At 71.7% G+C, this 26,433-nt stretch carries 19 protein-coding genes; 3 read left to right on the forward strand and 16 right to left on the reverse strand.

Annotation, left to right across the window (positions count from 1 at the left end; genetic code table 11):
- Positions 1-9 precede the first annotated feature (9 nt).
- Genes H2041_RS14520 through H2041_RS14530 form a run of 3 tightly spaced genes read right to left on the reverse strand, consistent with a single transcriptional unit; the run spans position 10 to position 3,674 of the window.
- Complete coding sequence (locus tag H2041_RS14520) at positions 10-1,551, reverse strand: carboxylesterase family protein (RefSeq protein WP_293413806.1); 1,542 nt, start codon at positions 1,549-1,551, stop codon at positions 10-12.
- A 24-nt stretch (positions 1,552-1,575) separates the two neighbouring features.
- Positions 1,576-2,958: an MmgE/PrpD family protein gene (locus H2041_RS14525; RefSeq protein WP_293413808.1), complete on the reverse strand. Its 1,383-nt coding sequence runs from the start codon at positions 2,956-2,958 to the stop codon at positions 1,576-1,578.
- Entirely contained in the window at positions 2,955-3,674 is a 720-nt protein-coding gene (locus tag H2041_RS14530; protein WP_293413844.1) for an IclR family transcriptional regulator, read from the reverse strand. Before H2041_RS14530 ends, H2041_RS14525 begins: the two co-directional genes overlap by 4 nt.
- A 289-nt stretch (positions 3,675-3,963) precedes the next feature.
- Here H2041_RS14530 and H2041_RS14535 point away from each other — a divergent pair, with 289 nt between their 5' ends.
- Positions 3,964-5,109: a site-2 protease family protein gene (locus H2041_RS14535; protein WP_293413809.1), complete on the forward strand. Its 1,146-nt coding sequence runs from the start codon at positions 3,964-3,966 to the stop codon at positions 5,107-5,109.
- A 38-nt stretch (positions 5,110-5,147) separates the two neighbouring features.
- On the opposite strand, the gene H2041_RS14540 is transcribed toward H2041_RS14535, so the two are convergent.
- The 7 genes from H2041_RS14540 to H2041_RS14570 all read right to left on the reverse strand — a co-directional run bounded on the left by H2041_RS14540 (position 5,148) and on the right by H2041_RS14570 (position 14,153).
- Positions 5,148-6,047 (reverse strand): carbamate kinase, encoded by a 900-nt coding sequence (locus H2041_RS14540; RefSeq protein ID WP_293413811.1) that lies wholly within the window; start codon positions 6,045-6,047, stop codon positions 5,148-5,150.
- A 5-nt stretch (positions 6,048-6,052) separates the two neighbouring features.
- A complete protein-coding gene (gene aguA / locus H2041_RS14545; protein ID WP_293413813.1) occupies positions 6,053-7,168 on the reverse strand; it encodes an agmatine deiminase in 1,116 nt (371 codons plus the stop codon).
- Positions 7,161-8,504, reverse strand: a complete 1,344-nt coding sequence (locus H2041_RS14550) for an APC family permease (RefSeq protein WP_293413814.1) — start codon at positions 8,502-8,504, stop codon at positions 7,161-7,163. The genes aguA and H2041_RS14550 overlap by 8 nt, the downstream gene beginning before the upstream one ends.
- Before the next feature lie 92 nt (positions 8,505-8,596).
- On the reverse strand, positions 8,597-9,604 hold the full coding sequence (gene ptcA, locus H2041_RS14555) for a putrescine carbamoyltransferase (protein ID WP_293413816.1): 1,008 nt from the start codon (positions 9,602-9,604) through the stop codon (positions 8,597-8,599).
- A gap of 176 nt (positions 9,605-9,780) precedes the next feature.
- Positions 9,781-12,555 carry a TonB-dependent receptor gene (locus tag H2041_RS14560; RefSeq protein WP_293413818.1) on the reverse strand — a complete coding sequence of 925 codons (2,775 nt, stop codon included), beginning with the start codon at positions 12,553-12,555 and terminating at the stop codon, positions 9,781-9,783.
- A 36-nt stretch (positions 12,556-12,591) separates the two neighbouring features.
- Positions 12,592-13,605, reverse strand: coding sequence for a FecR domain-containing protein (locus H2041_RS14565; protein WP_293413820.1), 1,014 nt, complete (start codon positions 13,603-13,605; stop codon positions 12,592-12,594).
- The gene (locus tag H2041_RS14570; RefSeq protein ID WP_293413822.1) at positions 13,602-14,153 is read right to left on the reverse strand and encodes a sigma-70 family RNA polymerase sigma factor; all 552 of its coding nucleotides are present in this window, start codon (positions 14,151-14,153) and stop codon (positions 13,602-13,604) included. Before H2041_RS14570 ends, H2041_RS14565 begins: the two co-directional genes overlap by 4 nt.
- A 198-nt stretch (positions 14,154-14,351) precedes the next feature.
- Between H2041_RS14570 and H2041_RS14575 the strand changes: the two genes are divergently transcribed.
- The gene (locus H2041_RS14575; protein WP_293413824.1) at positions 14,352-17,282 is read left to right on the forward strand and encodes a TonB-dependent receptor; all 2,931 of its coding nucleotides are present in this window, start codon (positions 14,352-14,354) and stop codon (positions 17,280-17,282) included.
- A gap of 29 nt (positions 17,283-17,311) precedes the next feature.
- Positions 17,312-18,268, forward strand: a complete 957-nt coding sequence (locus tag H2041_RS14580; RefSeq protein WP_293413826.1) for a glycerophosphodiester phosphodiesterase family protein — start codon at positions 17,312-17,314, stop codon at positions 18,266-18,268.
- A gap of 12 nt (positions 18,269-18,280) precedes the next feature.
- Here the strand turns inward: H2041_RS14580 and H2041_RS14585 are convergent, their stop codons facing one another.
- The 6 genes from H2041_RS14585 to H2041_RS14610 all read right to left on the reverse strand — a co-directional run.
- Positions 18,281-19,546, reverse strand: a complete 1,266-nt coding sequence (locus H2041_RS14585) for an MBL fold metallo-hydrolase (protein ID WP_293413828.1) — start codon at positions 19,544-19,546, stop codon at positions 18,281-18,283.
- Positions 19,546-21,903 carry a TonB-dependent receptor gene (locus H2041_RS14590; RefSeq protein WP_293413830.1) on the reverse strand — a complete coding sequence of 786 codons (2,358 nt, stop codon included), beginning with the start codon at positions 21,901-21,903 and terminating at the stop codon, positions 19,546-19,548. The genes H2041_RS14585 and H2041_RS14590 overlap by 1 nt, the downstream gene beginning before the upstream one ends.
- Before the next feature lie 95 nt (positions 21,904-21,998).
- Entirely contained in the window at positions 21,999-22,988 is a 990-nt protein-coding gene (locus H2041_RS14595; protein ID WP_293413832.1) for a FecR family protein, read from the reverse strand.
- Positions 22,930-23,532, reverse strand: a complete 603-nt coding sequence (locus H2041_RS14600; protein ID WP_293413834.1) for an RNA polymerase sigma factor — start codon at positions 23,530-23,532, stop codon at positions 22,930-22,932. The genes H2041_RS14595 and H2041_RS14600 overlap by 59 nt, the downstream gene beginning before the upstream one ends.
- 147 nt (positions 23,533-23,679) lie before the next feature.
- Entirely contained in the window at positions 23,680-25,299 is a 1,620-nt protein-coding gene (locus tag H2041_RS14605; protein WP_293413836.1) for a hypothetical protein, read from the reverse strand.
- Positions 25,300-25,310: 11 nt separating this feature from the next.
- The coding region (locus H2041_RS14610; RefSeq protein WP_293413838.1) for a glycerophosphodiester phosphodiesterase family protein at positions 25,311-26,433 on the reverse strand (1,123 nt) is incomplete at its 5' end.

Consider the following 26,433-nt stretch of genomic DNA (forward strand, 5'->3'; position numbering starts at 1 on the left):
TCCTCCGGCTCAGCGGTGCAGGGTGCGACCCATCTGCTGGGTCTCGTAGCGGCTCATGAATTCCCGTTCGGCGGCGCAGGGGTCGCTCGCCAGGCGCGGCGGGACCTCGAACAGCAGGGTCGGGCGATCGGTCAGGTCGTACGGCCGCCACTCGGGAATCGCGGCGTTGTTGGGGTCGCCGGTGCGGGCGAAGCTGATCCAGGTGTCGGCCATGGCGCGGGCCATGGCGCGCGTCTCCTCGCTCTCCGGCCCGGTCAGGTGGGTGGCGGCGGCGACATTGTCGAACATGAAGGGCAGGTCGAGCGTGTGCTGGCTGATGTGCTTGCCGCCGTCGGCCGGCGATCGCCAGGTGAGCTGGTAGAGATAGGTGGGCGCGGCGCCGGCGCGCACCCGCTGCTCGGCCATGATCGTCGCGTCCAGCACATAGCCGCGCGCCGAAGCGATGGTGAAATAGAGCTCCGAGGGCGACGCGCCGGGATTGGAGCCCCGGAAGGTGGCGATGGCGTCCTCGACGTCCTCAGAGGGGACGAAGCGGGCCAGCCGGCGACGGAGCTCGGCCATGTCCAGGTCGAAGGCGCCGTCCTCGTAGCCGAGCTGGTTGGAGAGCTCCGTGCGGGTCGTGCCGACCATCATCGGCAGAGCGCTGGAGCGCGCGGGCGCCTGGGGCAGGAAGGGATGCTCGGTGAAGGCCAGGCCGTCGAGCACCGGCGAGAATCGCGAGCGGGTCTCGCGCATCACCCGCAGCTGCGCCCGGGTGAGCGTCTCCACCGGGACCTCGAGCAGCTTGCCGATGTCGGCCGGGGCGATCTCGAGCTGAGCCAGGAGCGCGTCGGTCAGCCGCGTCGCCTGCTCGGGCGTCTGGATGCGCAGGTGGGAGCCGCTCTGCACGATGCCGCGGGCGAACAGGCCTTGGGCGTCGGCGCCGGCGTAGCAGAGGCTGACCTTCCGCCCGCCGCCGGACTGGCCGAAAATCGTCACCTTGTCCGGGTCGCCACCGAACGCGGCGATGTTCTCGCGCACCCAGCGCATGGCGGCGATCAGGTCGAGATAGCCGGCGTTGCCCGACCCGGCATAGGCCTCGCCCATCCTGTCGCCGAGATAGCAGTGGCCGTAGACGTTGAGGCGGTGGTTGATCGTGACCACCACCACATCGCCGCGTAACGTCAGCCGCGTGCCGTCATAGACCTTCTGCGAGGCCGAGCCCGCCTCGAAGCCGCCGCCGTGGAACCACAGCATGACCGGCCGCCCGGCGGCGTCGGCGCCTGGAGTCCAGACGTTGACCCGCAGGCAGTCCTCGCTCATCGGCCCCTTGTCGGCCAGCATGCCGCGCATCTGCGGACACTGGTCGCCGAAGGCCAGGGCGTCCTGCACGCCGCTCCAGGGCGCGACCGGCTGCGGCGGACGAAAGCGATTGGGACCGCCCGTATCGGCGCCGTAGCGCATCCCCTTGAAGATGCTGACGCCGTCGCGGCGGCGGCCGCGGACCTTTCCCTGGGCGGTCTCGACGACCACGAGGTCCTCGGTGAGGTCGGGCGGGGTGAGGGGGCTCATCTCTCGACTCCTTTGGCGGTGCGGCTAGCGGGCGATCAGCTCGATCAGGTCGCGCGCCTCGGCCAGCTCCTCGATGGTCTCGACCGCCGCGATGACCTGCCGGGCGCGGCCCTCGCCCAGACCCGGCGCCATCAGCTCCAGGGCCTTGGCCTCCACGTCGGCGGCGGCCATGGGATGGGAGGGAAAGCCCAGGACGTGGGGCGTGTAGGCGCTCTCCCGCCGGCCGCCTTCCAGGCGCACGGTGACCCTGGCGGACTCGGTGCGCGGCTCTCCGGGCGCGGCCTCCTGCGCCGGATCGTGCGCGATCTCCACCCGCTCCATCAGGGCGCGTACCGCGCCGTCGCCGGCCATCCGCGCCAGGCTCTGGGCCGAAACGAAGTCCAGATGGCCGTCGATCAGGATGATGGCCGTCAGATAGCGCAGGTTCAGGGCCGGCATGGCCGCGTCCCGGAACGCTTCCCAGCGGCCCGGCATCTCGATCCGCACCGCCTCGACCGGCGCGCCGCCGATCCGCGGCAGCAGCGACAGAAGCGCCTCGACCGCCGGCTGGGTGGGGCCGCCGACCGGATAGCGCTTGTAGGCCGTCAGCGGCAGTTCGGACCGTTCTCCCAAGGCGTCCGTCAGATAGGCCAGATCGCTGTCGCCGCCGGCGAAGGCGCCGCTTCGCAACCAGCCGGCCGGATGGTCCAGCGCCTGGCGCACGCCTCTGAAGCCGCCTTCGACCATGAGGGCGGCGTGCAGGCCGTCCCGCGCGCCCATGCCGGCGAAGACGAAGGCTTTTTCGATGTGCTCCACATCCAGCAGCCACTGCCAGGAGCCGCCCGCCTGCTGGGCGCAGAAGGTCCAGACGTCGTCGATCTGCTCGGGGCTCAGACGCAGGAGGGCGGCCGCCGCGGCCGCCGAACCGAACAGCGGTCCGATCCCGTGGTTGGCGATCCCGGCCCGGCGGAGGTTGCCCAGCCCGAGCGCCTTGGGCACGCGGCCGGCCAGCTCGTAGCCCGCCATGACCGCGCGCAGCAGGGCCGCCCCGCTCGCCCCGCGCGTCTCGGCGACGGCGAGCGCGACCGACACGACCGCCGGTCCGGGCTGGACGAAGGCCGAGGGGATGAAGTCATTGATCTCGGCCGCGTGTCCCGTCATGGCGCTGGCGAAGGCGGCGTCGACCAGGCCGGCGCGCTGGCGCGTCGCCAGCAGGGTGGCCGCGCCGCAGCCGCCGCTGAGGGAGATGGCGTAGGTCCGCGCCAGGACGGCCGGCTCCAGATCGCGGCAGGCCACCATGGCGGCCAGGGTGTCGAGGAGGTGCAGGCGGGCCATCTCGCGATGGGCGGGCGGCGGTTGGCTCGTCAAGGCGCCGGCGACATAGGCGCTCAAGGTGGCGGTGATGTCCTTGGGGGCGGGGCTGTTCATGGTCGGGCCAGCGCCTCGCTCATCCGCGCCCCGGCCTCCAGAAGCGCCTCGATCACGCGATCGCGGGATTCGCCGGCCAGGCGTTCGCCGGGGGCGGAGACCGAGAGTCCCGCCTCGGCGGCTGCGCCCCCGGCTCCAACCGCGACGCCGATGCTCGAGACGCCGGGGCTGTAGCCGGAGAGCGCATATCCCCGCCGCCGGGCTTCATCCAACTCGGCCTCGACGGCGGCGATATCCAATCCCTGTTGTTCCGCCGATCGCCGGACCAGGTCGGGGCCATCGGGCCGCTGGCTCAGGATCGCCTTGCCGCTGGCGGTCAGCACGGCGGGGACGCGGCTGCCGACGCGGGTGCGAAACCGAACGGGCCGGGGGGCGATGATCTTGTCCAGGTAGAGCACGTCGGTTCCCGACAGCAGGGTCAGGCTGACCGTCTCGCCGATGGTCCGGTGCAGGCCGTGGAGGAAACCGGCCGCAATCCGCTTGATCGGGAGCTGAGCGGCCGAACGCGCCCCGAATTCCCAGGCCCGCAGCGTCGCGGCGTAGCGGCCCGAGGCCTCCTGCCGCGCATAGCCGAGCTCGACCAGGGTCGCCAGGATCCGGTGCGCCGTACTCTTCTGAAGGCCGGAAAGCTCGGCGATCTCGGTCAGGCGCAGCGGCTCGCTCGCGCTGGCGAGGACTTCGAGCAAACAAAACGCGCGGGAAACCGCTCGATCCACAGAGTCGCTCCGACTGGCCGTCGCGGCCTCTATGCCATACCTCGCGCAAGAAGAACCAGTTTCGGAAAAGAATTCCGCCTGACGGAACAAGTGAAGCCGGGGCGCCCGTCCGGGGCGTTCCGGCCGGTTTCGACGGCTCGGAAGCGAGACGGCCTCGCGCGAGCAGGGCGGATTGATGCGGCTCAAGGCGGCCGGGTCGCGCGCCGGCGAACCTCGTCAACCGCAGACGAGGGAGCGCGGCCATGCCGATCGAAGACGCCCGAACCTTCGACGGCTCAAGGTGAGGCCGATGACGCGTTCTCCATCCCCGTCGAGCGGGAGCTTCCGTCTCTTCGGCGTTCCGGTGCGCATCCACGTCAGCTGGATCCTTCTCGCCCTCTTCCTCGCCTGGTCGCTCGCCGCCGGCATGTTGCCGGCCGTGCACGAGGGACTGCCGCGCGGCGCCTACTGGGGCGCGGCGGTGCTCATCGTGCTGGGGCTGGGGGCGTCCATCGTCCTGCACGAACTGGCCCACACCCTCGTCGGGCGCGCCATGGGCGTGCGGGTCGACCGCATCACCCTCTTCCTGTTCGGCGGCGTGGCGGAACTCAGCGAGGAGCCGACCCGCCCGCGCGCCGAACTCGCCATGGCCGTGGCCGGGCCGGCCTTCAGCATGGTCTTCGGCCTGTCTCTCGCCGCTCTGGCGGGGCTGCTGGAGCAGCGGCCGGAATTCGCCGGAGCTCAGATGGCGCTCGACTATCTGGCCACGCTGAACCTTGTCCTGGCCGGCTTTAACATGGCGCCGGCCTATCCGCTCGACGGCGGGCGGGTCCTGCGGGCGCTGATCTGGATGGCGACCGGCGACCTGGACAGGGCCACCCGCATCGCCGCGCGCGCCGGCGAGGGGCTGGCCCTGCTGCTCATGGGGGTGGGCGGCCTCGTCCTCTTCACCCAGGGCGCGGCGGGCGGGCTCTGGTGGATCCTCATCGGCCTCTTCCTGCACAGCGCCGCCCGCGGCGCCATCGCCGACCTCGACACCCGGCGGATGCTGGCCGGCCGTCCCATCGCCGAACTGATGGTCCGCGACGTGGAGACCGTGCCAGACCGCTTCACGCTCGACCGCTTCATCGACGAGCGTCTGCTGGGCAGCCGTCATGCCCTCTATCCCGTGGAACGCGAAGGGCGATGGATCGGCGTGGTCGCGCCGGAAGACGTCCTGGCGCAGCCGCGGGACCGCTGGGCCCAGATGACCGTGGGCGAGATCTGCCGCCCGGCCGCCGAGACTCCGGCCGCGACGCTGCTGGAAGACGCCGGGGCGGTCATGACGCGGATGCGCAGCCAGAACACCCCGCGCATGCCGGTCGTCCACGCCGGCGCGGTGGTCGGCATCGTCACGCTGCAGGACCTGCTGCGCAGCCTGGACCTGTCGCGGCGGTTCGGCCGAACGCCGGGCTGACGGTCGCGCTCCGGTCGCAAAGGCCGGGAGCGACGGCTTCAGGGGCGAACGCGCGTCCCGGCTCGCCCGGCGATGACCGCCTCGGCCTCGGCCAGGGCGCCGATGAAGGCCGCTCGTCCGGTCGCCTCGGCGAAGCGGCACGCCGCGGCCACCTTCGGGCCCATCGAGCCGGGCGCGAAGGTCAGGCTCCGCAACTCCTGCACGGAGGCGTTATCGAGCCGGCGAGCGTCGGGCGCGCCCCAGTCGAGATAGACCCCGTCCACATCGGTGAGAATGACGAGCCGCTCGGCCTCCAGCCGGAGGGCGAGAAGCGCTGCGGTCAGGTCCTTGTCGATCACCGCCTCAACCCCGACCAGGTCGCCCTGCGGCGTGCGGCGGACGGGGACCCCGCCGCCCCCGGCGCAGATCACCGTCACCCCCGCCGCAAGCATCTGGGCGATGATCGGCAGCTCGACCACATCCAGCGGCGCGGGGGAGGGGACCGTGCGCCGCACGCCCGCGCCGTCGGCTGCGAGGCTCCAGCCTCGCGCACGCAGCTGCGGGGCTTCCGAAGCGGCGTAGACGGGGCCGATCGGCTTGGTCGGGCTTTCAAAGGCGGGGTCGTCGGCGGACACCACGGTCTGGGTCAGCAGGGCCGCCGTCGCCTGTTGCGGGGCCGCGTTCCGCAGTTCCCGCGCGATGAGGTAGCCGATCATGCCCTGCGACTCGGCGCCCAGCACGTCGAGCGGCGTCGGCGGCGCGGCCTCATAGGCCGCCGTTTCGAGCGCCAGCAGTCCCACCTGCGGTCCGTTGCCGTGGACGATCGCCGTCTGACGCCCCTCGCACGCGCGCGCCAGCGGCGCGGCCGCGGCGCGCATGTTCCGCTGCTGGGCCTCGGCGGAGAGCGGCTCGCCGCGCCTCAGGAGAGCGTTGCCGCCCAGGGCCAGGACGATCGGCATGGCTCTCAGGCCGAGGCGACGGGGCGACCCAGCGGCTGCTGCTGGGTGATGCAATGGATGCCGCCGCCGCCCAGCAGGATCTCCCGCCCGGGCGTCGTCAGGATGCGTCGGGTGGGAAAGAGTTCGGCCAGCTTGGCCTGAGCCCTGGCGTCGTGCGGATCGTCGAACCGGGGGGCGACCACCACGCCGTTGGCGATGTAGAAGTTGACGTAGGAGGCCGCCATGCGGTCGCCGGCCTGCCGCGGGAGCGTCCCGTGGACACGATCGACCCCGGCCGCCTCCTCGGCGGTGATCACGACGGGCCGGGCCGGCTGGTGCAGCCTGTGCACCTTCAGCGGCCGCCCGCGGGCGTCGCGAAAGCCCTCCAGCCGGCGCAGGGCGTCGGCCGAGATCTCGTACTGCGGGTCGGAACGATCGTCGGTCCAGGTCAGCACCACCTCGCCGGGGGCCACGAACCGGCAGAGATTGTCCACATGGCCGTCGGTTTCGTCGAGATGGACCCCTCGGCCCAGCCAGAGGACCGCCTCGACGCCCAGATAGTCGCGCAGCATCGTCTCGATCTCGGCGCGGTCCAGCTGGGGATTGCGATCGACGTTCAGCAGGCATTCCTCGGTGACCAGGACGCTGCCCTCGCCATCGACGTCGATCGAGCCTCCCTCCAGGACGAAATCGGGCGCGTAGCGGTCGTCTCGCTCCAGTTCGAGCACCTTCTCGCCCACCAGGTCGTCCTGATCCCAGGGGAAGTAGAGACCGTCCGCCAGACCGCCCCAGGCGTTGAACTTCCAGTCCACCCCGCGCACCAGTCCGCGATCGTTCACGACGAAGGTCGGCCCGCAGTCGCGAATCCAGCTGTCGTTGCTGGTCATCTCGACGACCCTCACGGCGGGGTCGAGCATTTCGCGGGCGACCGCGTACTCGCCCGGGGAGGCGCAGACGGTGACCGGTTCGCCCTCGGAAATCGCCGCCGCCACCGCGGCGAAGGCGTGCTGCGCCGGCTTGGCGCCGTTGCGCCAGTTGTCGGAGCGTTCCGGCCAGAGCATCCAGCAGCCGGCGTGGGGCTCCCACTCGGCGGGCATGCGGAACCCGTCCTGCCGCGGCGTCGAGGTCAACACCCTAGGCATCGGGGCGGCCCCTGCGGGCGAGGGCGGTCCGCACCAGGACTTCGCCGACGATCAGGGTGACGATCACCCCGCCCCCGACGGCGACCGCATAGGCCGGGTCGAAAGCGCCGGGCGTGTAGATGAAGAAGACGATGGCCTGCAGGACGAAGGCCATGCAGAGCAGGCTCAGGGTCCACGCCACGCCTTCGCCCCCCGGCACGCGATAGGGGCGGACAAGGTCGGCGTCGATCCGCCGGAGCCTCAGGAAGGCGAGGAAGAGGAGGATGTAAGGCAGCAGGAAGACGACCGAGGAGAAGGCGAAGGTGGTCCAGAAGAGATCCTCGGCGTTGGCGGCCAGGAGGCCGTAGAGGAGCAGTACGCCGGTCGCGATCAGCCCGCCGAGCACGGCGGCGTTGGCCGGCGTCTGGTGCTTCGGATGCAGGCGGCCGAAGATGGCGGGCAGGTCGCCCCGGCGGGCGGCCTCCGCCGCGGAGCGGTTCGCGCCCAGGGTCCAGGTCACCATGTTGGCCACGAAGGTGTAGAGGGCCATCGCGCCGAGCACGCCGACCACGACCTCGCCCGCGGGGCCCGCGCCGAACAGGCGACGGAAGGTGTCCGTCAGCCCTTCGATCAGCCCCACCTCGTCGGCGGGCAGGGCCAGCAGGATGCCGACCGTGGCGAAGACATAGAAGAAGGCGATGATCACGCCCGCCCGCGTGATCGCCCACGGGACGTCGCGGGCCGGATCCTTCATCTCCTCGCCGGCCCCGGACATCAGCTCGAAGCCGAGGAAGTTGTAGAGAATGACCGGCAGGAAGGCGAGGCTGGCGCCCCATTGCGGCCGCAGGCTTTCAAGGCTGAACGAGTTGGCCACGCCATGGCGCATGGCGTAGGCGACGCCGCCCGCGCCGATGGCCAGCATGATGATCGCCTTGAAGGCCGCCCCGAGGTTCGGGATCCATTTGCTGACGTCCAGGGCGACGATGTTCACCGCCACGGTGAGCCAGGTCAGGCCGAGGGTGAGCGCGATCTGCGTCCAGAGGCCCATGTCCGGGGCGACGAGCTCGGCCAGGACGCCGGCGAAGAGGATGTAGACGGACGGCATCCAGAGGGCGACGTTCACCCACCAGAGCCAGGCCGTGCGACCGGCCCAGAGCGGTCCGAAGGCGCGCCGCACCCAGGCGTAGATGCCCCCTTCCTGCGGATAGGTGCTGCCCAGTTCGGCGGTGATCAGGCCGTAGGGGATGAAGAAGAGGACGAGCGTCAGCAGCCACCAGAAGATCGACTGCACGCCGATGGAGGCCGAGGCGGCCAGCTGGTCGATGACCAGAATGGCGCAGACCGTGAACAGCGTCATGTCCAGGCCATGCAGCACCCTTCGGAACCGTGGCGCCCCCGACGCGGGAGAAGATGCGACTGTGACCATCGGTGGGCTCCTGCGCTCGGCGGCTAGAGGACGTTCTCGATCAGCCCGCGGTGATGGGCGGCGAGCTCCGGCGACGGCCGCTTCAGCCGTGGGTGGATGAGGTGGACCAGGAGCGCCTTCTCGGTGTGCAGGCGGTTCTCGGACTGGTCGTAGACGATCGATCGGGGGCCATCGATGACCGCATCGGTGACCTCCACGCCGCGGGAAGCGGGTAGGCAGTGCATGAACTTGGCGTGCGCCGGCGCCCGCGCCAGCAAGGCTTCCGTCACCTGATAGGCGGGCATGAAGGCGTCCCGGCGCGCTGGAATCTCGGCCTCCTGGCCGATCCACCACCAGAGGTCGGTATAGACGAAGTCGGCGTCGCGCACCGCCGTCGCCACGTCGTCGGTGATCGTCAGAGACCCGCCGGACGCCTCGGCGTTGGCCCGCGCGATGCGTCTCCAGGCCTCGGGCGCCTGGTAGCGTTCCGGCGCGGCGTGCGTGAACCGCATCCCCATCTGGGTGCAGATCATCATCAGCGAGGAGCAGACGTTCGTCGCGTCGCCGATGAAGGTGACCCGCAGCTCCTCCATCGGCTTTCCGGCCTCTCGATGCTCCAGCATCGTGAAGACGTCGCAGACCACCTGGGTCGGATGGTTGTAATCGGTCAGGCCGTTGATCACCGGAACGGTGGCGTTGGCCGCCAGCTCCAGGACGGTGGCGTGCTTCAGCGTCCGCGCCTCGATGGCGTCGACCATGCGGCTGATGACCTGGGCGGTGTCGCGAATGTTCTCCCGCTCGCCGAGATGGATCTCGCCCGGCTTCAGGTAGAGGGCGTGGCCGCCGAGCTTGGTCATGGCGACCTCGAAGGAGATCCGCGTACGCGTCGACGGCTCTTCGAAGATCATGCCCAGGGACGCCCCCGCCAGCAGCTTGGGGCAGGCGCCGTCCTTGTCGGCCGCCTTGAGCAGTCTGGTCAGCTCCAGGATCTGCAGCAGTTCCTCGCGCGAGACGTCCTGCGTGTCGATGAAGTGCCTGGGCGCAGGGATCATGAGGCGGTTCCGACTTGGCTCAACCGGCTCGCACCCTGTCAGTCCGGCCAGGGTCCGCCTTGACCGAGGTCAACCTTGAGCGGCGCCGGGCGCACCGATCGCCCCTGGGCCGATCAGCCGACCGTCTCGCCCGGCAGGGCGGCCGGGCGTGGCGAGGGACGGCCCGCCCTGGCCGCTCACCTCGACCAGCGCAGGGACAGGCCCATGGTCCGGGGCGGGCCGGCGGCGCTGGCGGAATAGCCCAGGGCCTCGCCGATGAAGCCGCCCTCCTGGATGTAGCGCTCGTCGAGGGCGTTCTTGACGAAGGCGCCCAGCGTCCACCCGCCGCCGGCCGGACGGTACTCCAGCCGCACGTCGAGTCGCCCGTAGGCGTCCTGCCATTCGTCCTGGACCAGGTCCGGCGCGAGGGCGCGGGAGAGTTCGGGCCGGTCGTTGTCGTCGGAGAAGAAGAACTTCGAACGCCAGCTGTAGGACGGACGCAGCCTCAGCTCCCCGCCGGGGGCGGGCCAGGCCAGGTCGAGGTAGAGCGAGGCCTGGTGGTCCGGGGCCAGCCGGAAGCGGTTGCCGGCCATGGCGCCCGACTGCAGCCGCGCGTGGCCATAGGCGTAGGTCGCGCCTGCCGTGGCGCCCGGTGCGACCACGACCGTGGCTTCGAGCTCGAGCCCATAGGCGCTCGCCTCGCCGGCGTTCACCGTGCGCAGCTGGCCCCCTTCGATCTGGGTGGTCTGGAAGTCGCGGTACTCATAGGCATAGGCGGCGGCGTCGAGAGCCAGCCGCCGGCCCGGCGGCCGGGCCTTCAGGCCCAGCTCCCAGGAATCCACCGTTTCGGCCGGCGCGACGCCGAACCTGGCCGGCCCCAGCGGCGTCGTCGGCGCCCCGGCCACCAGGACGGTGGGCCGCCGCCCGCGGGCGTAGGCGCCGTAGAGGCTATAGCCGGCCCGGGGCTCATAGCGCGCCGTCAGCCGCCAGCTCCAACCGGAGTCCTCGAGATCGCTGGAGATCTTATCGCCATTCCCCGCCGTCGGCTGGAAGAGCAGGCCATAGGGCGGCCATTCCTCGACCCAGCGCCCCGCCTCGGGACCGGCCAGATGCTGCAGGAAGGCGCCGCGCCGGGTCTCGTCCATGGTCCCGGCGGCGATCACCCCGGCCAGGACCGAGGGCCCCAGCGGGACGGCCGGCGAGACGGCGCTCGTCTTGGCGTCGGTCCCGAAGCGAAGCCCGGCGGAGACTTCCCACCGCGCCCCGAGCCGCCAGGCGACATCGGCGAAGAGGTCGAAGGCCTCGACGTCGCTGTAGTTCTGGGTGCGCTCCAGATGGGTCGGCTTGAGATTGCCCGCTATGGCCAGGGCCGTCGTCCGGCTCAGCGCGTAGCCTCGACGGCTCGCCACCGCCTGCAGCTGGTCGGCCAGGACCGCCTGGCCGAGCAGGCTCTCGCTCGAGGCCGGCCAGGGCGCGGTGAGCCGGCCCGTCATGCGGGCCAGCTGCAGGCGCTCGTCGATCACCATCGGCACGCGCTGGGTGCCCGACTCGCGGAAGAGATTGATCCCCAAGAAGCCGCGCCAGGCGCCCCCCGCGTCGTAGGCCAGGCGGATCTCCTGATTGAGCTGGGCCCCCCGCGTCTCCTCCAGCAGGCTGACGATCGGCAGGGCCATTCCGTCGGCGTCCTGCTGGTCGTCGGCGGCGAAGCGCCGAAAGGAGCTGAGGCTCGACAGGACGAGGCCTTCGCCGATTGGTCTTTCCAGCCCGACACTGGCCGAGAAGAGTTCGCGGTCGAGCCCGAGGGGGCGGGGCCGCCCCTGGGCGTCCTGGGCGGACAGGGCGGGCGGCGAAAAGCGGTCGAGATCGCCCAGCGGCCGGCCGGTCTCGGGATCGGCGGGGGCGAAGGTCAAGGATTTGAGCGCTGGGCCGCTCGGTTCGTCGTGCTGGTAATTGACGATCAGGTCGGCCGAGCCCCAGGCGGGGCGCAGGCTCAGCACGATGCGGCCGGCGTCGGTCGAGACCGATTGCAGGTCCGCGCCCCCCAGCAGGTTCGGGGTGTCGCCGTCGCGCCGGCGGCTGACCACGGCCAGACGCAGGGCGGCGACCTCGCTCAGCGGCTGGTTGGCCGTCGCCTCAAGGCTGCGCCAGTCATAGTCGCCGACCTCCAGGCGCAGGCTGATCGCCGGGCGATCCGGATCGGCCTTGTTCTGGATGACGTTGATGGCCCCGGTCATGGCGCTGCGGCCATAGAGGGTCGATTGCGGCCCCTTCACCACCTCCAGGCGTTCCAGGTCGTAGAGCTCGAAATAGGCGCCGCGCTCCTTCGAGGCCGGCACGCCGTCCTGGAAGACCGAGACCCGCGGCTCGCGGGTGGCGTCGCCCGACGCCTGGGTTATGCCGCGCATGGAGAAGCCGGCGCTGGCCGGCGAGGCGGCGGCGATGGTCAGGCCGGGGGTGAGGGCGGCGACGGCCTCCATGTCTCTCAGGCCGAGCCGCTCGAGCCCCTCGCCGGAGAAGGTGGAGAGCGCCATGGGCGTCTCGGAGGCCAGTCCCGCCCGCCGCTCGGCCGTGACGACGACCTCCGGCAGGTCGGTGATCGTCGGCGCGGGGGCGGGCGCCGGAGGCGCCGCCGGCGCGGCCGCCGGGGCGGGGCCGATCATCAGGACGCCGCTCGGCGTCGGCGTGGGCGCAAGGCCGGTGCCGGCGAGAAGCTGAGCCAGCGCAGCCTTCGGCGTGCGGGCGTCCTTGACCCGTCCGGAGCGGCGGCCGCGGGTGAGCCGCGGGTCGACGATCAGGGGCTGGCCGGTCGTCAGGCTGTACCAGACCAGGGCGCCGGCCAGGTCCCGCGGCGGGAGGTCGTAACTGGCCGACGGCGCGGCCTGGGCGAGGGCGGGGCGGGGGGCGGCGAGGCCCAGCGTCACGGCCAGGGCCGCCACGGCCCAGGCGGTCGTTCGTCGAAGGCGCGCCGCCATCTTCCTACGAACCTCCGCCCTAAGCTGCGCCTGGCCTCACGGCGCGGCCGCGCCTCTGAGCCCGAGTTCGACCGAGCCGTCGGGCAGCCGCCTGGCGGCGACCGGCAGATAGAGGCTCACCGCCTCGATGAAGGCGTCCGGATCGCCGGCCGGGAAGACGCCGCTGACCCGCAGGTCGCGCGCATCCGGCGACACCCGGATCGGGCGCGACGGGGCGTAGCGGCTGACCCTGCGGGCGGCGGTTTCCAGCCGCTCGTCCTGGAAGACGATCTGCCCCTCCGTCCAGGCCTGGGCCTGGGTCACGTCGGCCCGGGAGATCAGGCGTCCGTCGCCGCCGGCCAGCAGATAGCCCTGGCCCGGCCGAAGGCGCGCGGCCACCTGGCCCGTCCGGCGGGCGCGAATCTCGACCTGGCCCTCCAGGAGGGTGACCATCGACTGGGCGGCGTCCCGTTCGATGTTGAAGGCCGTCCCCGTGGCCACGACCAGATGCTCGTCGACCGCCACGGCGAAGGGCCGCGCGGGGTCCTTGGCGACGTCGAAACGGGCCTGGCCGCGGCTTAAGACCAGGTCGCGGCGTCGACCGGTGAAGCGGACGCGGACCTCGGCGTCGCTGTCGAGGGTCAGGCGCGACCCGTCGGCGAGTTCGAAGCGGCGGCGCTCGCCGGGTTCGGTCCTGTAGGCGCGCCAGGACGCCTGCGGCCCGAGGGCGAAGACGCCCGCCGCCGCCACGCCGGCGGCGATCCCGCCGCCGACCAGGAGCCGCCGCGTCAAGGCCGGGCGCGGCTTCTGCGCCGGTTCCGCAGCCCGCAGCGCCTCGCGCCTCAATGCATCCAGTTCGAGCGCCTCGACCCTGTCGAACAGGCCCATCACCTCGCCCACGTCGGCCCAGGCCTCGGCGTTCTCGGGACTCGTCGCGATCCAGGCCTGCAGGGCGGCCTCGTCGGCCGGCGTCCAGCGGTCGTCACTGCGGGCGAGCCACAGGGCCGCCGCGGCTTCGGCGGCGTCCTCGGCCGTTGCGATGTCGTGGAAGACCGAATGCAAGGGGCTCACCTGATACGCCGCGCCAGGTGCGCCGCAGCTCGAACGACGTGCTTCTCCACCGCGCTGACGGAGATGCCCAACCGGTCCGCTATCTCCGCCTGGCGCATCTTCTCGACCCGAAAGAGAATGAAAACGTGCCGCGTCCGCTCCGGCAGTTCCTCGAGGGCGGCCAGCGCCAGGCGCAGACGCTCCCGATCTATAAGGACGCTCTCGGCCGAGGAATCCTCAGCGGGCAGATCCAGGTGCGGGCCGCGCGGCGCCAGAGGGTCGAGGCTCACATGGCGGTTGGCGCTCCGCGCCGCCCGCCGGCGGGCCCGGTCGCGCATCAGGTTGGCGGCGATCGTGAAGACGTAGGCGTCGGCCGAGCGGACGTCGGTCTCGCCCTCTCGGCGCAGGGCGCGGATGAAGACCTCCTGGGTCAGGTCCTCGGCCTCGGCGGCGTCGGCCGTGCGGCGCCGGAAATAGGCCATCAACGGCTGCCGCAGCCGCGCGCTGAGCTCCGCCAGCCCGTCATCCGCCGCCGCCGGGGGCGCGGACAGATCGCTCTTCAACGTCACAGAAGCCACGCCCCAGCGTCTCGCCGCCGTCGGCCCGCCAATGGCCGCGGGGCGCCGGCGCCGCCCGCTCATTCCACTTCTGTGTGACAGTTTTCACCGCAGCCTGGCGAAAAATAGCCGGTGAGGATTTGGCGCGCCGCCGCGTCCTGCCCTGTGACGCCCCGAGATCCAGACGGGGCTCCAACGGGGGATATGACGATGAAAGTCTGCCACGCGTCGCTGCTCTGCGCCGCTTCAACCCTGGCGGTCAGCTGGGCCGCCGCCGCCCACGCCCAGGAGGCCCCGGCCGCCACGCCGCCGGAGGAGATCGCGCAGATCGAGGAGGTGATCGTCACCGGCTCGCGCATCGTCCGGAAGGACTATGTGGCCGAGAGCCCGATCGTGACCCTTCAGCGTGGCGCCCTGGAGGCCGCCGGACCGGTCTCGCTCGACATGACGTTGAACCAGCTGCCCCAGTTCGCCGCCAACGCCGGCGCCAATTCCACCAGCCAGGCCCGCGGGGGCCGCGCCAACGCCAACCTGCGCGGCCTCGGCGCCGTGCGCACCCTGGTGCTGCAGGACGGCCGGCGGATGCAGCCCTCCGATCCCCTGGGCGCCATCGACCTCAACACCATCTCGGGCGCCCTGCTGGAGAATGTGGAGGTGATCACCGGCGGCGCTTCGGCGGTCTACGGCTCCGACGCCATCGCCGGCGTCGTCAACTTCCGCCTGAACGAGGGTTTCTCGGGCCTGACGCTGGACGCCCAATATGGCGAGACGGAGCGCAAGGACGGCGGGACTCTCGACCTCAGCGTCGCCGCGGGCGGCGCCTTCGCCGAAGGCCGCGGCCACGCCATGTTCTCGGCCGGCTACATGGATCGCCAGAGGGTCAACCGGAACAGCCGCGACTTCTTCATCGACGGCGGCATCACCTCGGTGCTCCCCAGCGGCCTGATCTATCCCAACGCCGCCAACCTGCCGTCGCAGGCGGCGGTGAACGCGGTCTTCGCCTCCTACGGCGTGACCGGGCCGGTGCTGCGCAGCGCCGCCTTCAGCCGGAACACCGACGGCACCCTGTTCACCATCACCAACCCCATCCAGAACTTCCGCTTTCCGGAAGACGGCCTCTACACCATCACCAGCAACAATCAGGTCGCCCTGCCGATCGGCGAGTTCGCGCCGCTTCTGCAGCCCCTCGAGCGGGAGACCCTGTTCGGCCGCGTGAGCTATGAGCTGAACGAGGCGGTCGAGGCTTATGGCCAGCTCAACTACGCCCACTACGCCGCCGACCAGACCTGGTACGGCCGCAATCAGGCGATCACCCGCGACGTCTACGTGCCGGTGACCAATCCCTTCCTGCCCGCGGGGCTGAAGGCCATCGCCGCCTCGCGGCCCAACCCGACCGCGCCGCTGCTGCTCTATTTCAACACCGGCCGCTACTCTCCCGACATCGTCGAGAACACCTACAACGTCACCCAGGTCCTGGGCGGCCTGCGCGGCGACCTCGACATCATCGACGGCGGCTGGGATGTCTATGCCAGCTTCGGCCGCACCGAGCAGAACACCAAGATGGGCGGCTATATCGACCGTGCCGCCTTCCTCTCCCTGGTGGAGGCGCCGGACGGGGGCGTGAGCCTCTGCGAGGGCGGGCTCGACCCGCTGGCCTTCGACCGCCCGTCCCAGGACTGCCTCGACCTTCTGCTGCGCGAGATGCACGAGTCCACCGAACTCGAGCAGTCGATCGTCGAGGGCACGCTGCAGGGCCGCCTGTTCGACCTGCCGGCGGGAGAGGTGCGCTTCGCCAGCGGCCTGAGCCACCGGAAGAACACCTACGCCTTCTCGCCCGACGCACAGCGGCAGACCGGCTCGGTCCTGGCCACCAGCCTCTCCAGCCCGACCGACGGCGAGACCTCGTCGAAGGAGTTCTTCCTCGAGATCCTGGCGCCGATCGCGCGCGACCTGCCGCTCGTCCGCCGCCTCGACCTCGACCTGGCCTACCGCTATTCCGACTACGACTCCGTGGGCGGGGTGCACACCTACAAGGCCGGCGCCAACTGGGAGCTGGCCGAGGGCCTGAGCGTCCGCGGGGGCTACCAGCGCGCCATCCGCGCCCCCTCGGTGGGCGAACTCTTCCAGCCGACGGAGCAGAGCGGGACGACGGTCGGGCGGATCTCGGCGGGCCTGGGCGATCCCTGCGACGCCTCGAGCGCCTATCGCACGGGTCCCCAGGCGGCCCAGGTCAAGGCGCTGTGCCTGGCCACCGGCGTGCCCCAGACGGTGATCGACACCCACCGGTTCGCGGGCACCTCGGTCCAGTCGGAGGTCTCGGGCAACCGCAACCTCATCGAGGAGACGGCCGATTCCTACACCGCCGGCGTCGTCTGGCGCTCGGGCTTCGACCACCCGCTGCTCAGCCGTCTGTCGGCCTCGCTGGACTATTATGAGATCAAGATCACCGACGCGATCGGCCTGATCACCGGCGACGTCATCGCCCAGCGCTGCTTCAACGGCGACGGCGCCTCCAACCCGACCTACGATCCGCAGAACTACTACTGCCAGCTGATCCATCGCGGCCCGTCCGGCGGCTTCTCGACCATCACCACGCCGCTTCTGAACCTGGCCGGCTACGAGACCTCCGGCGTCGACCTGCAGGTCGACTGGGGCGCCGACCTGGAAGCCTTCGGCTGGGCCAACGCCCCCGGCGCCCTGGGGCTCAACCTGATCGTCTCCTACACCGACCGGTACGCGATCCAGACCCTGGCCGGCGGTCCCTTCGTCGACTACGCCGGCACCATCGGCAACGCCCAGATCAGCGCCGACGCCATCTCCCATCCGGAGTGGAAGGTGAACACCAGCCTCGACTACCGGGTCGGGCCGGCGCGGCTGAACCTGCGCTGGCGCTGGATCGACGCCATGGACAACTCGGCCAATGTCGGCGCCGCCGTCGCCACCGCGCCGGGCGTCAAGGCCATGGACTATTTCGACCTGAGCGGCGTCTACCGCCTGAACGAACAGGTCGAGCTGCGGGGCGGGGTGCTCAACATCGCCGACCGCCAGCCGCCCGCCTGGACCGGCGAGGGGGCCACCGACCCGGCTCTCTACGACGTGCTCGGCCGCCGCTTTTATGCGGGCGTCAAGCTCAGCTTCTAGCCTTCGAACAACGCCCGAGGAGACAGATCATGACCCAACTGAAGCTGGGCGCCGCCATGGCCGGCGTCGCCCTTCTCGCCCTGGCGGGCGGCGGCCAGGCCGCCCCCGCCAAGGCGCCCACCGCCGCCGCGATCCTGAAGGCCGCCGACGGGCGGATCCCGGACCTTCTGGCCTGCCTGCGCGAGCAGAAGGTCGCCCTGGTCGGCGCCCATCGCGGCGGCCCGTTCGCCGAGCATCCGGAGAATGCGCTGGTCACCTTCGACTACACGACCTCGCTCGCGCCCGTGTTCATCGAGACCGACGTCCAGCAGACTTTCGACGGGGTGCTCTTCATGAACCACGACGCCGTCCTCGACCGGAACACCACCGGGCACGGGGTCATCGCCGAACAGCGGTGGGCGCAGGTCTCGCCGCTCAAGCAGCGCGATCCGACGGGCCAGCCGACGGCCTCTTCGCCGCCCACCCTGGCCGACGCCCTGAAGTGGGCCGACGGCCGCGTCCTGCTGCTGCTCGACGTCAAGCCGCAGACCGACGCCGATCTGCTGATGGCCGAGGTTGAGAAGGCCGGCGCCAAGGGCCGCGTCATGTTCCTGGCCTATACGGTGCGACAGGCCCAGGCCATGCGGGCGGCCAATCCGGAGGCCGTGCTGGCCATCCCGGTCTTCGACCGCAAGATGCTGGAGGAGGCCCGGGCCGCCGGGCTGATCGGACCGCGCACCGTGGCCATGGTGCGTCCGGCCGCCGTGGGCGCCGGCTTCATTCCCGAGCTCGAGGCCCTGGGCGCGACGGTGATGTCGGGAACCTATGGCGGACCGCAGACGCCGGACGCCGTCTACCGCACGCCAGCCGACGCCGGCGCCTATCAGGCCCTGGCCGCCGCGGGGCCGCGCCTCATCGTCTCCAACCGGCCGCTGGCGGCGGCCGAGGCGATGCTGGCCGACCCCACCTATGCCCGGAGACTCGCCGCCTGCGGGGTGACGCCTTAGGCCCGGGGCGCCTCAGGCCGGAGGGGCGCCGCCGCCTCCGGCCGGGTAGGGGCCGAAGACCGCCAGGACGCGATCGGCCTCGTCGGCGTTGTCGGTGATCACAACCTCGAACCGCCCGCCGCCAGGGGCGACCCGAACGACCACATGGCCGCCCTGGCTGGCCAGGCGTCCGCTCAGCCAGGGACTGGCCGCCGCCGTCGCCGGATCGACGCCGGTGGCGAAGACCGCCCGCGGGCCGGGATAGAGCCGGCCGTTGAACAGCCGGTCGAGGACCGACGGGCTGGGGTGCAGGGCGTGCCAGGCGCTGATGATCCACACCTGCGGCCTTAGAGCCGCCACGGCTCGCGCTCCCGTGGCGTCGAACATGCCGTGGTGCGGGCTGACGGCGACCTCGACGGGGCCCGCGGCGAGGGCCGCGGCGCTCTCCACGTCGCGCCAGGGCAGGGCGCCTTCGAACGTGCTGCTCGTCAGGTCGCCGGCCGCGAAATAGTCGAAGGCGCCGTAGGAGAGGGCGATCGCGGCCGACCAGGCGTTCTCCTCCGGAACGTCGGTCGCGGGCAGCTCGGCCATCGGCGGGAAGAGGCGGCGCGCGCCTTCGCCCTGGCCGGTCCAGACCTCGCCATTGACCGCCAGGTTGCGGATGCGGAAGTCGTCGCGGGCCTGCGGGTCGCGCCGCAGCTGGTTCAGCGCCCCGGGCCTGAAGCGCTCGACGCTGCGGCCGGCGGCGCGCCGGGCCGCCACATAGGCCTCATAGTTCTGCTGGAAGGGCGCCTGGGACGGGGCCGGCTCGGCGTAGTCCGGGAAGCCGCGATCGACCAGGCGGCCGATGGGGGCCAGGGCGTCGACGTCGCTGACGCCGGTCAGCCGGTAGCCGCCGCCCGGCGCCGGCGGGCTTTCCGGACCGACGTCGCCGATGTGGTCCGGGTGCTGATGGGTGGCCAGGAAGACGTCGAGGCCGGCCTGGCCCGTGTCGCGCAGCCGCCGCCGGGCGTAGCGGCCGATCCACTCGCCCGGCCGCCGTCCGCCGTCGGGCCGCAGGGGCAGGGCCGGCGGGGCCGGCGTGCCCGCGGCGCCCGCGTCGATCATCAGGCTCGACCCGTCCGGACCGATAATGAGGGTGGAGTCGCCGCGCCCGGTGGCGATGTGATGGATGTCCAGGCCCCCCGGGCGCCAGGGCCGAAGCGGCCGGCCCGGCGCGTCCTGGTCGTCCGCGCGCGCGCCGCCCCCGGCGGCCAGGACGGCCGCCGCCAGCAGGGAGCGGCGCGTCAGCTGTCCCATCAGTAGCGCGCCGAGAGGGTGACGCCCCAGGTGCGCGGCTCGCCCAGATACTCGGCCAGCACGCCCTGGGTGGAAGGAGTCAGCACGTAGTCGACGTCGCCGGCGTTCTTGACCCAGGCGGTCGCCCGCCAGCGCCGGCCCCGCGGTTCGAAGCCGACCATCAGATTGGTCAGGGCGTAGTCGTCGATCTGCAGGTTGGGGTCGGCCGCCGCGCCGGTGTTGTAGGTGTCGGTGTAGGACCAGCTGGCCGTCCCGATCAGATAGCCCGCATCCGCCAGCGGCAGGTCCAGGTCGGCGGCGAGGGACGCCTTGTTTCTGGGGGAGGAGCCCAGGCTGTTGCCGGTGTAGGTCGCCCCGCCCGGAATGACGAACGCATCATAGACCGTGTCGAGATAGCCGTAGGTGGCCGAGAGCCCCAGCCACGGGGCCGGCCGGTAGGCCAGTTCGAACTCCGCGCCCTCCGCCGTCGCCTGGCTGGCGTTGGTGATGGTCAGGATGCGGGTCAGGCTGTTGAAGAACAGCTCCTGCTTGTCCTCATAGTCCATGCGGAAGACGGCGGCGTTGAGGCGCAGGCGGTCGTCGAGCCACTGCGTCTTCACGCCCAGCTCGTAGCTGGTGACGATTTCGGGATCGAAGGGCGTGGTCAGCGCGCTCAGCGTGGCCGCATCGGTGTTGAACCCGCCGGCGGTGTAGCCCTTCGTCACGCTGCCATAGGCCCGAAAGCCCGGGGTCGGCGACCAGGTCAGCACCGCCCGCGGGGTGATCTCGCTCCAGTCGGCCGAGAGGTCGCTCGCGGTGAAGCTGCCCGCGCTGTTGATCGCGTCGATCCGGCGGAGCGAGGCGCTCTTCTCGTCGAAGGTGTAGCGGGCGCCCAGCGTCAGGTCGAAATGGGCCGGCAGGTGGACGACGCCGTCGGCGAAGATGGCGTAGCTCCGCGTGTCCACGGCCTGGTCGGTCAGCACGTCGGACGTCACGCCGCCGGTTCCGGCGGCCAGGTTGCGGACGCGCAGCTGGCGGCTGGCGTCCTCGCTGGACAGATAGACGCCGGCCACGAAGTCGCCCCAGCCCCATTTCGGGCTCGCAAAGCGGATCTCCTGCGACAGCAGGCCGACCTCGTCGACATCCCGGTTCACCGTCTGGACCCCGGCCGGAAGGAAGAGGTAGCTCGTCCCGGTTCCCGAATAGTCTTCGCCCGACTGCGACCAGCGGTAGCCGGTGATCGACGTCACCTGGCCGGCCGGCGAGTCCCAGTAGAGGCGGGCCGAAGCGCCCCATTGGTTGCGGTCGAAGGCCTGGGCGAGGCCGAGCTCGGAGGTGCGGCGGTCGCCGTCCGACCCCGCGGCCTTGGAGGAGAGCGTCCGTCCGCCGTTGTGATCGGCGCTGTAGTCGGCGCCGATCAGGGCCTCCAGGTCTTCCGACGGGCGCAGGCGCAGCTGGGCGCGGAGGTTCGTGCTGTCCGCATCGTCCTGCGCGCGGCCGGTCAGCCGGTCCTGGCCATAGCCGTCGCGCGTCTTGACCGAGGCGGCCAGGCGCAGCGCCGCATTCTCGCCCAGCGGTGCGTCGCCCGAGACGTCGAACTGGCGCAGGTCGTGCGAGCCGACGCCGGCGCGCACCGCGCCGGCCCAGTCGCCGAAGGCCGGCTTGCCGGTGTCGAGAACGATGACGCCGCCGGTGACATTACGGCCGAACAGCGTCCCTTGCGGCCCCTTCAGCACCTGGATCGAGTTCAGGCCGTACAGCTCGAAGGTGGCGGCGCTGTTGCGCGGGATGAAGAGGTCGTCGATGACCACGGCCACCGGCTTGTTGGCGCCGATCTGGGTGAAGGTGTTGGTCGCCCCGCGGACGGCGATGGTCGGGCTCGACTGGTTGAAGGCCGAGACCAGCAGGCCGGGCGTCAGGCGCGAGACGTCGCGCAGACTCTCCAGGCGAAAGCTCTCCACCGTCGAGGCGGAGAAGGCGGTGAGCGCGATGGGCACGTCCTGGGCGGCCTCGTCGCGCTTCTGGGCCGTCACGATGACGTCCTGCAGCGTGGTCGCCCGCGCCGGGTCCGCCGGGGCGGGGGCTCGGCGCAGGACGATCAGGTCGCCGCTGTCGGAGGCGATTTCCAGCCCCGTGCCGGCGATCAGCCGGCGCAGGGCGGCGCGGGCGTCCATGCGCCCCTGCACCGGCTGGCTGCGCACCTCGTCCTCGACCCCCGGCGCCACGATCTGCAGCCCGGACTGGCGTCCGAAGGCCGAGATCGCCTGGTCCACCGCCTGGGCCGGGATGTCGAACGTCCGCTCCTGCGCCGCGGCCGGCGCGGCGAGGCTGGCCACGGCCGCAGCGACGCCGCAGCCCAGCAGGTATTTCCGGTTCATATTGGTCGCCCCCGTTCCGCCGACACCGCGCCGACGGCTTCACCGAGCTAGAGGCGGGTTGGGCCGGCTTCCCCCATTCCGGCGGCGTGAAACTTCTATGACGCCGCCGAGGCGCTGATGAGGACGCCCCCTGCGCCCGGCTCGGCGAACAGGCCCAGGCTCAGGGCGGCGGCGCGGGCGAAGCCCTCCGGATCGCTGATCGAATAGACCCCGGAGACCTCCAGCCGCCCCAGCGCCGGATCCTCGAAGCGGATCTCGTAGTCGGAATAGCGGGCGAACTCCGCCGCGGCCGCCGCCAGGGTCTTGCCGGTCAGGTCCAGACGGCCCTCACGCCAGGCCATGGCCTTGTCCACCGCCTCGGGCGACAGGGCCTTGGCGAGAATGGGCTGGTCGGAGTCCACGCGCGAGGCGGTGGCCGCAGGCAGCCGCACGCCCGAGGCGGCGCCCACGCGGCGGACGTCCACCAGGCCCTGGCGGACGATCACCTCCACCGCGCCGTCCTCGTGGCGACGGACGGTGAAGCTGGTGCCGATCGCCTCGACGCTCACGCCGTCGGCGACGACGCGGAAGGGGCGCGACGGATCGTGCGCCACGTCGAACAGCGCCTCGCCGCGCAGCAGTTCCACGCGCCGCTCGGAAGCGCTGAAGTCGGGCCGGATGGCGGTGTCGGTGTTGAGCGTCACCGCCGATCCCTCGGGCAGGGAGATCCGGCGCACGTCGCCCTTGGGCGTGGCGATGCGGCCGCGAGTCCACAGCAGGTTCGCGCCCACGACGCCGAAGAGGGAGGCGGCGACGGCGCCGCCCGCCGCCGCGAAGGTCCGGCGCCGCGTCCAGGCGGGCGCCGCGTCGGCGCGGAGGTTCGGGCCCAGCGCGGCGGCCTGGTCGAAATATGCGTTGGCCGCCATGGCGCGCGCATAGGCGCCGGCCCGCCGCGGGTCGGCGGCGGCCCAGGCGTCGAGCGCCGACTGCTCTTCGGGCGCCAGGGGGCCGCGATCGACGCGCGCCGCCCAGACCGCAGCCGCCGCCTCAATTTCGGCGGCGCTCTCCCGAGGGAGGCGCGATGGACTCTGTGTCAGTGGGCTCACGATCGGTAGATGACTCCAGCCGCCGGGTTCCGCCACGTCCGATTTTCGCCGTCAAGATGGCGAGCGCCTTGCCCACGTGCTTCTCGACGGTGCTTTCGGCCAGGTTCAGGCGTCCGGCGATCTCCTTCTGCGACAGGCCGTGCACCTTTCGAAGGATGAAGACCTGGCGGCACTTGGGCGGCAGGGCCGAAATCAGCGCCGCCACCCGGCCCAGCTCCTGGCGATCGGCGGCGACGGTTTCCGGGGAAGGCTCGTTCGAGGGGGCCTGCAGCCCGTCGGCCTCGGCCAGGGCCTCGAAGGCGACCACGGGGGAGCGGCGCAGCCCCTGGCGCACGACCGACTTGGCCACTTCGAACATGTAGTTCCGCGGGGAGCGGATGTGGTCCACCTCGGCGAGGCCGGCCAGGATGGCGTAGGTCTCCTGGACGATGTCGTCGACCTCCAGTCCGGCCGCGCGGCGCGAGAGCCAGGCGCGCAGGGCCGGCTCATGCGGAAGAATCCGCTGAGCAAGCCAGACCGCGCGTTCCTTGGACACCAGCCCCATCGGCGTCCCCTAGCAGCGCCATGTGACGGATGATCGACGCGCCGGCCGAGGCCGAAAAGGTTGGCGGCCCCGGCCAGGGGGCCGAGGCCGCGCGGGCCGGCGACTGCGCCATGCCATGGCCGCCGGCGGAGGCGGAGCCTTACCGCTTCAGCGGGCCGCGACCTCGGGAGGCGCGGCCGACAGGCCGAAGTCCTCGATCAGTTCGCGGTTGGTGATCCCCGACGGGAGGCGCGGGGCGGCCGGCCGGGCCTCCGGGGGCTTCGCCGACCCCGACGGCTGGGGATAGAGGTTGACCGTCCACCGGGCGCGCGCGTCGGCGTCGTGGCGCGCGGTGAGCACAAGCTCGGTTCCGTCGGGGCTCATGCCGATCACCTGGCCGTCGAGGGTCGACATGAAGGTGACGTTCTCGCGCGGGAAGGCCTCGGCCGGCGGCGGGCCGGTCTCCAGCGGCGCCGAGGCCTGCCAGGTCTGATCCGCGCCCGGCGTCTCGGCGGCCGTGTCCATGATCAGGACCCCGCCGCGGTTGGTCAGGGCGAAGCCGGTGTTGACCGCGATCAGCCGGTAGTTGTTGAGGCCGAGATCCTCCACGGTCCAGAGATCGTCCGGGGCGGTGGGGTCATAGCGCTTCAGCGTCACCTTTCCGGGCGGCCTGGCGGTGAAGTCGTGCCACCAGCCGCGGGTTCCGTCCGGGGTGGCGAAGCCGTATTGCGCGAAGGTCTGCGCGCCGCGCTGGAAGGCCAGGAGGCTGGCCGTCGGCGAGGGCCTCCAGGCGTTGGTGACGCGGATCTGGCGCGCGCCGTCCGGGATCGCGACGGGCAGGTAGGCCTTGAGGAAGCGCCCGCTGGTGTCGCCTGGCGCGTCGAAGTCGATGGCGGGCTGCGCGAAGGCTCCGGCCGGCATCGCCTTGGCCATCACCGCGCCGCGTTCGCCGTCGGTGAGGACCTGGCCGAACATGCTGAGCCGCTGGAAGCCCGGCAGGGTCGGCGCGCCGAGGGCGGCGCCGTCCTGGCTCGCCCCCAGTACGAGGTTGGTGGCCGGCAGATAGGGCTTGGCCGCCATGCCGGCGGGATAGGTCTTCACCGGCCAGCCGGCGTCCAGCAGGCCGGCGCTCAGGCGGACAGGAGTGTCCGCCAGCGCCGGGGGCGGGGCCTGGTAGGCGCTGAGCAGCAGCTTGCCGTCGGCCTGCAGGTCGATGAACAGGGCCACCCAGCCCAGATCGTTGATGATCGGGGCAGGGTCCCAGAGGGGCTGCCAGTAGCCCTTGTCCGGTCCGTTCTGGCCGACGAGGAACTGGTTGTTCCGGAAGCCGATGGCGAAGGTCGTGGATTGCGACGTCCCCACATCGGCCAGGCTGACCAGGGCGTAGGTCTGGTCGGCGGCGAGGTAGCTCGGGTCGTAGTAGAAGAACACCGCGATCGTGGAGGACTCCGGCGGCGTCGGGATAGGGGACCCGTGGTTGGCCGGGATCACCACGGCCGGCAGGGTCTGCCCCACGCGCCGGGGCATGAGCACCGATCCATGGAGGGGGCGGCCGTCCATGCGGTACTCCGACGGCAGGGGAACCGTGATGTCCCGTTCCCCTTCGGCCGTCAGGCAGACGCCGCCGCCGCACGGGGGGCCCGAGGCGGCTTCGATGCTCAGCGTGTGGTGAGACATGGCGCTCTGGTAACAGGCCTCGAGCGTGTCGCAGGCGCTCTGCGCCCCGGCGGTCCCGGCGAGCGCCAGCACGGCGGCGCCGGCGGCGGCGGACAGGTTGTGGCGTTTCATGGCGGGGCTCCTCAGCGGATCTGGTCGAGGTCGCGCAGGCCGCGCGCTGCGAGGTAGTCGTTCAGGAAGGGCGCCGTGTCGGCGGTCAGCCAGTTCGCTCCGACCTGGAGGTGGAAGAGAAAGCTGCCGGAGTAGTCGAGCGGGCGCCTGTCGGTGACCTGGGTCGGCTCGGTGGTCCGGTAGACGCAGCAGAGCCCGTCGGAGGAGGCGACGCCTTCGGGATACTCGTTCCAGCTGGGGAAACCCGGAACGGTCCGGTCGGCCGCCTTGAGGTCGGCGATCCACTGGGTGGCGTTCGGCTGGCCGACATACTCCAGGACGGCCTCGAAACCGACCATGTAGGGCTTGTCGAAGTAGGCCTGCAGGACCTTCTGGCCCGGTCCGGCGTTGCGCGGGTCCGGATGCAGGACGGCCATCAAGAGGAGGTCGTCGAAGCAGCCTGCAGCCTTCAGATCGGCTTCCAGGACCTCGGGCGAGGTGGGAATTTCACGGGCCTTGAGCTTGAAGATCACGCCGTCGCCCAAGGGCTTGCCCGTGCTGGCGATCTTGTCGGCCAGGACGCGGCAGGAGGCCTTCAGCGCTGCATAGGCCGAGGTGTTCGCGCCGTTGGGGTCGCTCGAGGCGGGGCTCTTCAGGTCGACCACGAGCATGAATCCGCCCACGCGGCCGTCCTCGACCGTCATCTCCGAGGCGTAGTAGTCGAGGGCCTCGGCGAAGGTGTTCAGTCCCAGCTCGGTGACCGTCCCATCCCGCTGACGCAGCCGGACCAGCTCGGACAGGGCCTCATCCTGCCAGGATGACAGATAGCCCGTGGCCGTCGTCAGCCGGTCGAGCACGAAGTCGTGCATCAGCCAGGGCGTGCCCGAGCCGTTCAGACGGACATCGATCTCCACCGACTCGAACCCGGCCCGAACGGCGGCGTCCATGGCGGTGATCGTGTTCTCCGGGGCGTCGCGCCACAGGCCGCGGTGGGCCGACAGGAGGACGAGATCGGGCTTGGGCGAGCGGGCGGCCGCGACCACCTTCTCGACGTCGAACTCGGCGGCCGCGGCGGTCGAACTCCACAGGCCGGCGCCGGCCGCGAGGCCTGCCAGCAGGGCGAGGCGCCTCCGCAGGCGGGGGGCGGGGCGGCGG

Source organism: Phenylobacterium sp. (genome assembly GCF_013911965.1).
Taxonomy (GTDB): Bacteria; Pseudomonadota; Alphaproteobacteria; order Caulobacterales; family Caulobacteraceae; genus Phenylobacterium.